This is a genomic window from Paenibacillus sp. B-A-8 (assembly GCF_048572915.1).
Classification (GTDB): domain Bacteria; phylum Bacillota; class Bacilli; order Paenibacillales; family Paenibacillaceae; genus Paenibacillus_AQ.
Genome location: NZ_CP183882.1, coordinates 4,138,501 through 4,151,349 on the forward strand (window position 1 = coordinate 4,138,501; position 12,849 = coordinate 4,151,349).

Here is a 12,849-nt window from a genome sequence, read left to right on the forward strand (position 1 = left end):
AGAATAATATCGATTTCTGCTTCACCATATCACAGTCAGTCTAAACAAATCCTAAACAAATGCTAGTGAAAAGGGAGCATCCCTCCGTTATTTTTCATAACCTTGGGACACTCCCTTTATGGAGGAATATGCGTCAATTTATATCCAGCAATCTCCTGACCGTTTCCTTCGGCTTAATCCCGAACTCCGTCAGAAGCAGCATTCTTAATACCTCGTATTGCTTGATCGCCGAGATGCGGTCATCCGCCATAACCAGCACGCGAATGAGCCGTTCATGAATGGACTCATTTAGCGGATCATGTACAAGCGCCTTCCGCAGCAGTTCCGCAGCCGCATCATATTGCCCCTTCTTCTCCTCACGTTCATGAAGGCGAAGCAACGTTGCGACGTACTCGCTTTCCAGGCGAACTCGCGTCGGCTCTGCCCATTCGTACGAAGTGCCAGCCATAAAGCCCTCTCCGTATAATTGGACAAGCTCACTGGCATAGTCACGCAGCTTTAAGTCGTCGATTTGCGCCTGTGCGGCCAGCAAACGATCCCACTCATCGAGATCACAGTACAACTGGCTTATATCGATTCGATAACCGCCTTCCACATGCTGGACGATACCGTCAATTCCGATTTGACTTAAGCTTTTCGCAAATAGTGAGTCGTTGTATTAAACTGGGCCCCTGCCCGGTCTACCTCCACCTCTCCCCACAAACGATCGAGAATTTGATCTCTACTTACTGCCTCGCCGCGATGGTAAATGAGGAATGCCATCAATTCCTCAGTTTTGGAAGTCCGCCATTTGACCACAGAGCCATTCTCTGTCTCTACGCGCAACCGTCCGAAACATCGGATATTAACTCGTGGATGTGCGTCATAAACATGGAACGCTTGCAGCACGAGACGCGCATAACTTAATGCATCCTTCGATCCCGCACCTTTGTCTCCATACGACTGCACATAAATAGACAACAGCTCTGCCATCGCCGAGCCTTCGTCCACGAAACTGCGAATAAACCCTTGAGGTTTGGCGAGACGCAAAGCTTCAGCCAGCTTCGCAAGTGCTGGCTCCATTTGATTGTCGCCATATAACATCATGCTTTGTAAATTCAGAATGTGAATGCGGTCCCGCAGACGGTCTTCCTTCGCCAACAGATGATGCAATCTTGCTGCGAGAGATAGCGCTGATTCGAATTGTCCGCATGCGGCCAGCACGCGAACGAGCACCAATTGTTCGGAAACTTGGTCCAGCGTTGCTTCGTCCGAGTGCGACATCCCGCAGTGCTCCAACCATCGCTGAGCAGACGCAATGTCGCCTTGACGCACCGCTAAGCTCACCTGTTCCGCTTCGATTTTGCGTATGAATATCTCATAATCGGGTGAATCGATCTTCAGCTTAAGTTGTTCTAGCAGTGTCGCTGCTTCTAGTGAGTTCCCCTTTGCTTGCTGAATTCTAGAAGCTGCCACAAAGAGCTGATACCGATTGCGAGACACCGGCGCGAATCCGTCTACATGCATAATGCGGTTTAGCCAGTCCTCCGCTTCCTCCAGCCGATTCCACTCGTACAATACCTTGGCATAGGAAGCATACATCGGTGTCGCATACGGATGGTTAACACGATCTCTCCAATACTCTATCATCCGAATGAAAAATTGTGCTGCACCATGGTAATCGTTAATGTAGCCCAGATGGTCTTCAAACTCTTCGACCGAATAATGCTTATTGTTGCCTCCTTGAATAAATAAGCTTTGTTCGAGTGCAAACGTATCTCCACGGATAAAATAGTCAGCAGTGCTCAGAAGGTCTTTCTTCACATAGGCAGCAGTACCGCAGAGATAATAGATGTCCCCCATGGTCATGCGCCATACGTCAGCATCTATATGATCCTTCAAAGCTTGGTAACGAACACGAAGCCGTTCCGCTCGATCCGGAATGTTATGAAACTGCCGAACGCCGACCATCACGAGCAAATAAAAAAGTTCAACAAGCGGTCGGCTCGCTACATATTGCTCAGGCACTTGCATCACCCAACGAGCAACGACGGTGTTCTTGCCTCCAAGAAGTTCGTACAGATGCGCTTCAATCAGGCGAGCTACATCTTCATACTGCCGTCCCGCCAAATAATGTTCCGCCGCTTCTACAATAAACCCGTTATGTTCGTGCCATTGCGCGGCACGCGCATTCGCCTGAATCCATAGCTCAGGCCATGTTCGAGCAAGCATCGACTGCAGGAAATCAGACAGCAGATGGTGATAGCGATACCAGTTGCGTTGATCGTCCATAGGAATGATGAATAGCTGAAGCTGTTCCAGTTGTTCCAACTGCTGCTGACCTCTCGCTTGACCGGTCACCGCCTCGCACAATGCATAATTCATTTGGCTTAACACGGAAGTTTGCAACAAAAAATCGCGCATCGCCTCTGGCAGATCGCGAATGACTTCCTCGAGCAAGTAATCGGATATGTGCTGCTGATGGCCGCTGAATTGACGGATCGATTCAGTCACATTGCCGCTTCGTTTCAGTGAGATGGCCGCAAGTCGCAAGCCGCAAATCCAACCCTCGGTTTGGTCATACAGCATATTGAGCTGCTCAGTCGACAGCTTCAACTCCGTCGTCTCTCGGAAGAAATCGTTTACTTCTTCTGGTCGGAACCTCAATTGCTCGATCGTAATCCGCCGCATCTCGCCTTTTGCAAATAATCTTGCTGTCGGAAATGGGAGGTCGTTGCGACTTGCGATATATAAATGAATGTGGTTTGGAAGGTGTTCAAGCAAATAGCTCATCGAATTCTGGATTGCTGGCATCGTCGCTAGATGATAATCGTCAACCATGACGACCAGCTCACCCGGCAGTTGATTCAACTCGTTTAGTAGCACGTTCATCGCCGACTCCATCGATGTGGAAGATGCAGAGGACCCCTCCACCAGCAAAGGCAAAATGGTCAGGCCAAAGTCCTCGACATGATTCTGGATCGAAACGATGACCATGTTCCAGAAGGTGCTCCAATCATCGTCCTGCTTGCTCAGTGACACCCATGCAACAAGCTTGCCGCTTTGTTTGGCCCATTCGCTTAGCGCCGTCGTTTTCCCATAACCAGATGGAGCGAATAAGAGCGTAAGCTTCGCGTCCATACCCTCATCAAGCAGACGAAGCAGATCCGTACGAGCAACCAAGGTGTGCCGTACATAAGGGATGTGCATCTTTGTTGCGGTAATCATCGAAAGCCCTCCATAAGACAAAAAATGAGTAATTAGGAGTAACTTCGACATTCAAGTCGTAAATTCCTGTGCTTTCGGCTGTACAACACATGCCCCATAGCCGAATTTGCGTGGGATGACAATTGGGAAGAAGGTTGACTCGTTATTAATGACCGTTATAATTCGCCCTACTTGTGATACGGTTCACCGCTCTGTCTGTAACGGCAAGTTTTAAGGCCATCCTATGCGGTATGGCCTTAATTTTATGAACATAGTCTCTATACTATTTTTTCGTAACCGGTATCCAAATCTCGCTCCTGAAATTGGGGGAAGATACATCCTTGCCTTCATTCCATAATATTTCCGGTCCCCTTGCTACCTCATAACTTGCGGAAGGGAACCATTCCGAATAGATGCGCCCCCAGACATTTTGTAAAGTATCGGGAAACGGTCCGACAGCTTCGAAAACGGCCCAGGTCAATGCGGGAACCTCTAATTTCGCAAAATTTTCAGGACACTCCTCGGATGTAGCTGCACCTATATAATGGTCAAGCTCTCCCTTCTCCTCCATTCGCCCTTCAGAAAAATTTGTCGATGCTGAAATCAACCCCTGTGGTTCAACATTAGAGAGCTTTTTCAATTGGTCGATGTCTAGGCTGGTTAAGCCTTTCCACATCGATGCAATTTCTGAACTCACGCCATTAAATTGGATAGGCACCTTTTTCGTAATACCTACAATACGGAACGATTCTTTCTCAACGATACGATAATTCATTTCGCTTCCTCCCTGAATAGTTAATTGGAAGGTCATTCGAGGATAGGCTTTTAAAGATGGGGCATGAGACCTAACCGAAGAGGGCGGAACCCCATGCAAGACTTGGAAGGCCCTAGAAAAGGCATCTGCCGAGCTATAACCGTATTTCACTGCCACGTCCACAATTCTTAAATCACCGGCTTGAAGCTCGAATGCCGCAAGGGTCAGGCGTCTCCGGCGGATGTACTCCGATAGTGTAATGCCTGCAAGAAAGGAGAACATTCTTGAAAAATGATAGTCCGAACAACAAGCCAGCCTCGCTGCTTCCTTCAGATCTATGTCTTCATCAAGATTCTCTTCAATATAGTGTAAAGCTCTATTCAGATTTGCAAGCCAATCCATTCAAATGACCTCCCTTCAGGTACAGAATAACAAGATTCGGAAGTACCCATCCGACATCTCATGCACAGTTTTGTTGGGTTACCCAAAAGAAACTTGCCGTTACTTATGATACGGCTCACCGTAACATCTATAGAGCGAAATACAGGTAATTCTCATACCTATACCGTTTACAATTCCTCTTTCTGTAAATTGCCTAATAGCATCACTAGCATATGATCCTTCAATATCAGAATAACTGACTGTTATATCCTGTTGAAACAGTCACTCATAAGTATATTTCTTCTTGATTGATAGGCATTTTGCTCTCAATCCACCAAGTTACTAAACTAAGCACGGCTCCGATGTACGCCTCTATTTTAATTTGCTGTACTATTCCACATATTCGTACTTTTCAATAAAAACCCGCACTTGATTTCGACCAGCTCTTTTGGCAGCATAAAGTGCTTCATCAGCTTTATGAAGAAGTTGATGGATTGTTTCCTCCACAGCTCCTGTCGTTACGGATACCCCAAAACTAGAGGTAATCGTTACCAATTTGTCATTTTCAACTAGAGGCTTCTGTTCAATGCAAAATCTAAGGTAATTAGCGAAGTTTTCCCCTTCCGATAGTGTATAACCAGGTAAAGCAAGTACAAATTCTTCACCACCATATCTAGCAAATAGTATATGTTCTCCCATCTCAGCCTTACATATTTGAGCCACATGTACTAGTATTTGATCTCCGGTTTGATGCCCATAAGTGTCGTTCACTTTTTTGAAAAAATCAATATCAAATAGAATAATCACAAAGGATGATAATTCACCCTTTGCTTTCATTAAGCTTTGCTCACTTTTCTGGAAAAAGGCACGACGATTGTATATTTGTGTAAGATCATCATAATAGGCTTGATGCTCTAACTTTTGTTGTAATGTATGTAGCTCTGTTATATCCGTAAATATAATTAGTAAGCCAGAGTTATTATTAGATTGTTGAAGCATAGAAATACGTAGCTGATATATATAATTACCTTGATGAATCGTAACATTCAATTTATCTGAGATCGTATCTAATTGAACAGGGAATGATTGATCCGTTAGCATATACCAAACTTGATCAAATGGCTGCCCTAACGTTGATCGATCCAATTCACTAAACATATTTTTACAAGCTTGATTATATTCGATTAATTGATAGGTATCATTAAGCACAATGACACCATCGTTCATACTATTAAAGATCGTTTCCTTCGCAATTGGCATTATTGATAACATTCGAGAGGAGGTAATAGACCAAAGGTACAAAACAGAAGAAAACCAAATAACCATGGGTACAGGATCGATACCATCGGGTGTCACTCCTATGAATAATAAAAATGCAGTCACTATTGGAAGCAATTGACCGCAGATGAGGGCAAATAATTGAGATCGATATACACTAACGGTTTCCTTCCAGCGTGAAAGCAGCAATAAGAGCGCAGCTAACATACAACTGAAAATGTAAATATTATGTACGGCAAACCATGCCCCATACTCAATCTCACTATATGGAGCCCCAAGCACCGAATGGATATCATATATTCTATAGTAAAAATGATGGGATTCATTAGTTACATTGATGAGAAAAGTAATACAAGGCATTGTAAGTAGAGCGATTATTCTTTTTCTCGTTATTTTATAACCCAAATATTGCATGACAAACATTAATCCTAACGGAGGGAAAAATGGCATCCCTGCATACTGTACAATATTCCAAAATCTAAGCTGTTCTAACGAAGTCGATGTTAAGCTAAAGGCATAACCAAAGCAATAAATCATTGAAGTTAATGTATTCCACATGAACAAATTAGCGATATTTGTATAATAATGTCTCCTCCAATAAGTAAAGACAAGTATAGACAAATTCAGAACAGCCGAAGTACAAACTAATGTTATATATGCTGCTATCTTCGAATCCAATAGGTATACCCACTTTCATACAATACATATATATTTACGTTAACACGATTAATATAAGATGTTGATTTGTTCCTTGAACCATTACAGGATTCCGTCCACATCACTATTATGTCTGTACTACTCACATCGTATTGATTATTGCTTCATGAAATAGATTGTTTTTAACTTAGCATGACACTCATGACAGTAGCAACACATTTATCCAATCAGTAATGCTATGATTACTATTTCGTCTATACCGATCACCAAATAGTTAGTACAACATTACGTAATTCATCACTTCTATTGCATTGCAAACAAGTACCCATCGATTGGATGGGTACTTGTTTTTATTTCTAATTATAAAGGCTTCCCCGTGTACGACATAAGTTCAACTAATCCAATCCATTTAGAATTTTGTAAGGCGCTTGCAGATCTATTCGTATTGTACAGAACGTGCAAGTGCCGCAACAGAGCCGCGAAAATCAGGTCTACCGTCCTCCGTCCACAACAGCTCCGCTACAAATGTATGGCGATTCGGATCGTATAGCGGATCTCCTACAATATGCTTATACGTTCTTGCGTGGAACACAAACAGCGTCTTCTCGCCAGTCTCTGACACCGTGAAACTATTATGACCAGGACCATACATCGAGATGCTCTCATCAGTCGTGAGAACCGGTACTTTCGACTTGCGCCATGAGGCAGCATCGAGCAAATCCGAGTCCGCATCGGCTTCAAGCAAGCCCATGCAATAATTGAAATCAGTAGCGCTAGCAGAGTAAGTGAGGAATACCCGATTATCTTTGCGAACAAATGCCGCGCCTTCGTTCACTTTATACCCGATGATCTCCCAGTCATATTCGGGCATCGTAATCATCGTTTGCGCCCCAATCAACGTCCACGGATTGCTCATTTTAGATATGTAGAGATTAGAGTTGCCTTCGATTTCCGGATCCTTTTGTGCCCATACGTAATAGAGGCTACCATTGTGCTCAAAGGTAGTGGCATCGAGGGAGAAGCTTTCCCACGCGGTACGAACCTGTCCTCTTTCCGTCCAGCTGCCTTCGAGCGGATTTGCATTTTCATTCTCCAGTACATACATCCGATGGTCGAACAAGCCTTCTGTCGTTTCCGACGTATGCGCGGCAGCGAAATATACGTACCATTTTCCATCAATAAAATGCAGCTCTGGCGCCCAAATATTGGCGCTAAGAATGCCAGTCTCTCTCTTTCTCCAGATCACTATAGGAGCTGATGTAATAAGCCCTTCAAGGTCCTGTGCCCTACGGATTTCAATCCGATTATACTCTGGAACCGAGGCCACGAAATAATAATAACCATCTGAATGTCGGCATATAAAAGGATCAGCTCGTTGCTCGATCAATGGTTTAATGACGCGTAACTCCTCTTGTTGGACTCCCATCTTATCACCTATTTCATAAGTAATAGATACTAACCTTTAACAGCACCCGCAGTCATACCATCAATGAAATATTTCTGGAAAGCGATAAACAATATGAAGATTGGAATGATGGAGAAGAAGGAGCCCACGATCAGAAGGTCATAGTTATTCCCATAAGGAGTTAACAATGTTTTTAACCCGATTGGCAGTGTATATTTATTTTGATCTCCCAACACCATGAATGGCCACAATAGATTATTCCAGCTATTCATACCATTCAGAATGGCCATTGCCGCAAAGGAAGGCTTCATAATCGGCATAATCACTCTGAAATATATCGCATATTCGTTTGCTCCATCAACTCGCCCAGATTGAATAATTTCTTTGGGTATGCTTCTGAGATATTGCCTAAAGAAGAATATCGTCCCGGCATTAGCTATACCCGGCATAATGATTGCCGAATAGCTATTCACCATTTGCAAATCATTTATTAAGCTGTACAAAGGAACCAGCAATATTTCAAATGGCACCATCATAATGAGCAACACACATACAAAGAGGAAGTTCTTACCTTTGAAATCATACGCTGCAAAACCATATGCAACAAAAGCGCTTACAAACAGTGTTAAAGCAACCTGAATGATTGTTAACGTCATACTGTTCCAAAACCATACAAAATAATCATGTTGTCCAGTAAATAAATAGATAAAATTATCAAAACTCATTATTTCAAAATTCAAACTTAAGTTAAGACCATATCTTATTAAAGCTTCACCTGGTTTAAAGGAAGAGAGGGCCACTGCATAGAATGGAACCATAATTATAACGAATAGTATAATAAAGGTACTAATTATGACTATTCTAGCAATTAAGTTGTTCTTCATCTGACTAGTGTCCATTTTAATCCTCCTCCTTTTTGAACATTCCACTTAGTTTCAGCTGCGTTAAATTGATAATCATAGCAATGACTAATAGAACGATACCAACTGCTGCAGCGTAACCGAGCTTATTCTTCTCAATTCCTTGTCTATACAAATATCCCACTATAGTTAGGCCAATATTTTTCGGTGAATTGTTACCGTTAAACATCATTAAGCTCTCGGTAAACATTGCCAAACCTGCATAAACACTAATTGTCGTAACATATATCGTGGTCGGCTTCAATAATGGCATTGTAATCGATCTGAACTTCTGCCAAGCAGATGCCCCGTCAATTGAAGCAGCCTCATAATAATCATTGTCAATGTTTTTCAAACCAGATAGATAGTACAGCATATTAACACCTGTCCATCGCCAACATGCAAGAATTAATAGTGCAGCCATACTCCATTCTGCATCTTTCAAGAATTTAGTAGGCTCTACACCAAATAGACCTAGAAAACTGTTCATTAATGAACCATCCATTTCGCCGAATGTTAGGCGAAAAATAGTACCCGCCACTGCGACAGATGTCAATGCAGGAAGAAAGAACGAAGATTTAAAAAACTCCCTCCCCAGCATTAACTTACTGTTTATCATAACTGCAAATAACATTGGGAAAGGGATTAACAGCACTAAGGTTCCTAGCATGTATACAACGCTATTTTTAATAGCCGTCAAAAACACTTTATCTGTGAATAACTTCGAATAATTCGCTTCACCAACCCATTTTGGATCCTGTCCCAACATCCTATCTTGAAAACTCATTACAAATGAATTTACAAGTGGATAAGACCAGAATATCAAGAATATGATTATGAATGGCAACACAAATACATAAGGTGCAACCTTTTGAGAGTATACAAATTTCTTTATCATAATCCCACTCTCCCTTGACTATGACTAAACCTGCCGAGCACCATTCTTGCCGACAGGCTTAATCATAACCATTTACTTATTATTTTTATTTCAATTCTTGTTCAATTGCTGCCTGTGCTTCATCGAGAGCTTCCTTCACGTCTTGGCCATCTTCAAAGATCGCATTCAGAGTAACCGTATTGAGCACATTGCCGATCGTCGGTGAAGCTTTTACGGATTTGATAGCCCGAATTTCGTCTTTGATTTCATTCAAAGTATCAAATGCATTTGTTTTAAAATACTGGACGTATTCGTTATCTGGGTTTTTCGTTACAGCCTCATCTTTCCATACTTCCATATTGATTGGGTCAAATCCAAGTGTATTCCAGATTTCAGTAGTAGCTTCTTTCGAAAGCTTAGCAAAAGCTACAAACTCTTTTGCCAACTGAACGTCTTTACCAGTCTTAGTAACAACTGTGCCAGTACCGCCTAAGCCAACGGAACGAGGATTACCTTCTTCGAATACAGGCAATGGAGCAATTGCATACTTACCTTTAAGGTCCTTCATTTCGTTTACAAAGCGGGACATGTACCACTCAGGCATCAATGCGCTTGCGTAGTTGCCTTTGTTGTATTCGCCTTTTGCTTCTTCTGTGTCGGGTTGTCCGCCTGGGATCGTATGAATAACATTATTTTTCTGCAGGTCGACTAACATTTCAAACGCTTTAATCATCTCAGGTGAGTTAACTTTTGGATTGCCATTTTCATCTGTAAAATCAGCGTTTTGCTGAGCAAGTAACAGCGAGGCTTGCCACGTAGCGGATGTATCAGCAGTACCTAAGTACTTACCAGTCTTTTCATAAACCTTGATACCTGCTTGTTTGTAATCTTCCCAAGTTTTGATTGTCTTGTAGTCAACACCTGCTTGTTCGAGAATTTCCGTGTTGTAGAAAGCAAGCGTAGCACCTACGTGATAATCAAAGCCATAAACCTGGTCAGCTTTGGTGTAAATATCGACACGTGAAGGAACGACAACGTCTTTGTATGGTGCAAATACATCATTCAAAGATTCCAGTGGAACGTTGTCCCCTTCCAAGAATTTAGGGAATTGACCAAGCTCGATATCCGCAATATCAGGAGCACCTTTTCCGCTTGTAACTGCCAATAAGAGCTTGTTGTGCATATCATCGTAAGGCATAACCGTTACATTCAACTTAATCTGTTTGTCTGGATTCTGTTGGTTCCATAACCCCAGCATTTTATCCAAATGCTTGCCATGCAAATCTACGAATGTCCAAAATGACATTTCTGTTGCATTCTCACCGGCATCAGCGCCTAACTGCTGTGTTTCAGTTGATGAACTAGAAGACTTACTACATGCCGACAAAACTAGTGACATCATAAGGATTGTAACGATGGAGATTAATGTAATGCGTTTTTTCATTTGTTCGTCATCCTCTCTTTTTTTGTTACTCATTTGAGATGCTGGGTGACTGGTCACTTCTGTTAATTTAAGCGGTTTCAATACGTCTCGTTACCAACCTTCTTAACATGATTCTAACCTTTCAATGAAAAGACCCCTTCGTAAAAATTTCCTAATTCTGTATTGTAAGCGCTTTATAAATTGCATTATAATATATACGTAATATATTTTATATAACCAATTGATTATAAAATTCATTAAATTTTAAGGGAGATGTACTTATTTGAAAAAGTTGGTGCTCTACAAGCAAATTCAAGAAGATATTGTACAGAAAATTAAATCTGGGCAGCTCCGGCCAACGGACCGCGTCCCTTCTGAACAAGAATTAATGGACGAATTCAAAGTAAGTAAAATAACCGTCAAAAATGCCTTAACCCAGCTAGCTGATGAAGGATTAATTATACGCGTACAAGGCAAAGGCACATTCGTCTCTTCTAGCATTGATTCTCCATTATCTCCACACAGCGCGTCGTCCTTGCCGCTCATCGGCTTCATTATTCCGACGATGGTAACCCGTGTCATTCAGAAGCTCGTCGACTACACGGAACAATTCCTGTCTGAAGCTGGCCTCAGCATGGTACTAAGCATCACGCGAGAGTCCTCCTCTATCGAATCGAACGCCATTCGTACACTAACGGGGCTCGGTGTGAAGGGACTGATCGTTTTTCCAACAGAAGATGAGAAGTACAACGAATCACTACTGCGTCTGTCGCTCGATAAATTCCCATGTGTGTTCATCGACCGCTACCTACGCAACATTGAGACATACACGATTACATCAGACAATTACGGCGGTGCGTATAAGGCTGTCTCTCATTTGCTATCCAAGGGTCATCATCAGATTGCGCTCATCTCACCTGAGAATGCCAATACAGCCATCGAGGATCGCACGCTCGGCTTCGAGAAGGCTTACACAGATCGAGGTATATCAATCGACAAGAGCTTGTGGTGTCACATCCCTCTCGACATTCTACGCGGTAAGCAAGCATTGGACTATGTAAGCGACTTCTTGCAGGGGCATAGTGGAATTTCGGCGGCTTTCTCCTTAACCGAAGAAACCGCACGCCTTACATCGGCTGCTATCAGCCGTCTGAACAATCACTCAAATATCGATTTGCTATCTTTCGATAATCCACATCTTTCATTCGTAGCTTATGTACAGCAGGATGAACAGGAAATGGCACGAACAGCCGTAAAGCTGTTACTTGAACAGATAGAGAATATTTATTCACCTAAGAACGCCGTCATTCCCGTGCAGCTCATCTTCCCCTAACTATTTCATTGGACTTTATCGACACTCTAGGAGCACCTTCAGTAGAAGTTGTCTTCTTTTGCGTTCCAGCGCATAGAGTATAACAATATATCATTAAGGTGCTAGCGGCCAAAATGGGAGATTCGCTCCACTTTGTTACGAAAACCGCTGATTCATACGGATGAAACCGATCTTCGGGTCGGGGAGTGAGTGTCAAGGAATCTCAGAGCATGACGATCATGAAGGAATATTCAAATGTCTCCAGGAACTCAATGAGGAAATGAATATGAAAATGTTTATATGAGCAAATAATTTTCTAGGCGCTGGATGGAGTAAGATCGAGTAGGGATGACATGCCGAGTGTACCGACTTGTACATCGACCGAGCCCCCACCATAGTAGATTGTAAGATATTCATACTGATTTGAGAGCATATTTTATTCACGTTTTGTAGCCAACTATTTGTAGAATCTTTATAGTGACTATCGCCGCTGTAGCTTGCAGTAATAGTGTGATTACCAACCGTAAGATCTGACGCCTCATAGACCGCTAGTCCCGCTAGGAACAAACGACTTACAGAGGGAACTTCTGCTATAAACGAGACCGTCTTTCCATAATCCGAAAAAAAGTCTTTTCGTTCTACTTGTGGTACGGTTCTCCGTATCATAAATAGGGCGA

10 protein-coding genes are annotated in these 12,849 nt (G+C 42.6%); 1 reads left to right on the plus strand and 9 read right to left on the minus strand.

Going from position 1 to position 12,849, the window contains the following annotated elements; all coding sequences use genetic code 11:
• Window positions 1-133: 133 nt before the first annotated feature.
• The 8 genes from ACN6MV_RS18480 to ACN6MV_RS18515 form a co-directional block, all read right to left on the minus strand.
• Window positions 134-595, minus strand: coding sequence for an AfsR/SARP family transcriptional regulator (locus ACN6MV_RS18480; protein ID WP_419884599.1), 462 nt, complete (start codon window positions 593-595; stop codon window positions 134-136).
• 32 nt (window positions 596-627) lie between these two features.
• Window positions 628-3,207, minus strand: a complete 2,580-nt coding sequence (locus ACN6MV_RS18485; protein ID WP_419884600.1) for a hypothetical protein — start codon at window positions 3,205-3,207, stop codon at window positions 628-630.
• A gap of 262 nt (window positions 3,208-3,469) precedes the next feature.
• The gene (locus ACN6MV_RS18490; RefSeq protein ID WP_042128711.1) at window positions 3,470-4,342 is read right to left on the minus strand and encodes an AraC family transcriptional regulator; all 873 of its coding nucleotides are present in this window, start codon (window positions 4,340-4,342) and stop codon (window positions 3,470-3,472) included.
• 369 nt (window positions 4,343-4,711) lie between these two features.
• Window positions 4,712-6,277, minus strand: a complete 1,566-nt coding sequence (locus ACN6MV_RS18495; RefSeq protein ID WP_042128713.1) for a histidine kinase N-terminal 7TM domain-containing protein — start codon at window positions 6,275-6,277, stop codon at window positions 4,712-4,714.
• Window positions 6,278-6,692: 415 nt separating this feature from the next.
• Window positions 6,693-7,682, minus strand: a complete 990-nt coding sequence (locus ACN6MV_RS18500) for a family 43 glycosylhydrolase (RefSeq protein ID WP_042128715.1) — start codon at window positions 7,680-7,682, stop codon at window positions 6,693-6,695.
• Between the two features lie 29 nt (window positions 7,683-7,711).
• Window positions 7,712-8,545 carry a carbohydrate ABC transporter permease gene (locus ACN6MV_RS18505; protein ID WP_042132268.1) on the minus strand — a complete coding sequence of 278 codons (834 nt, stop codon included), beginning with the start codon at window positions 8,543-8,545 and terminating at the stop codon, window positions 7,712-7,714.
• A 16-nt stretch (window positions 8,546-8,561) separates the two neighbouring features.
• Complete coding sequence (locus tag ACN6MV_RS18510; protein WP_042128717.1) at window positions 8,562-9,458, minus strand: carbohydrate ABC transporter permease; 897 nt, start codon at window positions 9,456-9,458, stop codon at window positions 8,562-8,564.
• A gap of 85 nt (window positions 9,459-9,543) precedes the next feature.
• A complete protein-coding gene (locus ACN6MV_RS18515; RefSeq protein ID WP_076120577.1) occupies window positions 9,544-10,881 on the minus strand; it encodes an ABC transporter substrate-binding protein in 1,338 nt (445 codons plus the stop codon).
• 262 nt (window positions 10,882-11,143) lie between these two features.
• On the opposite strand from ACN6MV_RS18515, the gene ACN6MV_RS18520 reads away from it, so the two are divergent.
• Window positions 11,144-12,193 carry a GntR family transcriptional regulator gene (locus ACN6MV_RS18520; RefSeq protein WP_042128721.1) on the plus strand — a complete coding sequence of 350 codons (1,050 nt, stop codon included), beginning with the start codon at window positions 11,144-11,146 and terminating at the stop codon, window positions 12,191-12,193.
• 216 nt (window positions 12,194-12,409) lie between these two features.
• Here ACN6MV_RS18520 and ACN6MV_RS18525 read toward each other — a convergent pair whose 3' ends face one another.
• The gene (locus ACN6MV_RS18525; RefSeq protein ID WP_419884601.1) at window positions 12,410-12,838 is read right to left on the minus strand and encodes an Ig-like domain-containing protein; all 429 of its coding nucleotides are present in this window, start codon (window positions 12,836-12,838) and stop codon (window positions 12,410-12,412) included.
• Window positions 12,839-12,849: the final 11 nt, after the last annotated feature.

Coding starts and splice junctions, on each gene's coding strand:
- ACN6MV_RS18490 (WP_042128711.1), bottom strand. CDS start 4,342: ATGGATTGGCTTGCAAATCTGAATAGAGCTTTACACTATATTGAAGAG.
- ACN6MV_RS18485 (WP_419884600.1), bottom strand. CDS start 3,207: ATGATTACCGCAACAAAGATGCACATCCCTTATGTACGGCACACCTTG.
- ACN6MV_RS18500 (WP_042128715.1), bottom strand. CDS start 7,682: ATGGGAGTCCAACAAGAGGAGTTACGCGTCATTAAACCATTGATCGAG.
- ACN6MV_RS18515 (WP_076120577.1), bottom strand. CDS start 10,881: ATGAAAAAACGCATTACATTAATCTCCATCGTTACAATCCTTATGATG.
- ACN6MV_RS18525 (WP_419884601.1), bottom strand. CDS start 12,838: ATGATACGGAGAACCGTACCACAAGTAGAACGAAAAGACTTTTTTTCG.
- ACN6MV_RS18510 (WP_042128717.1), bottom strand. CDS start 9,458: ATGATAAAGAAATTTGTATACTCTCAAAAGGTTGCACCTTATGTATTT.
- ACN6MV_RS18505 (WP_042132268.1), bottom strand. CDS start 8,545: ATGAAGAACAACTTAATTGCTAGAATAGTCATAATTAGTACCTTTATT.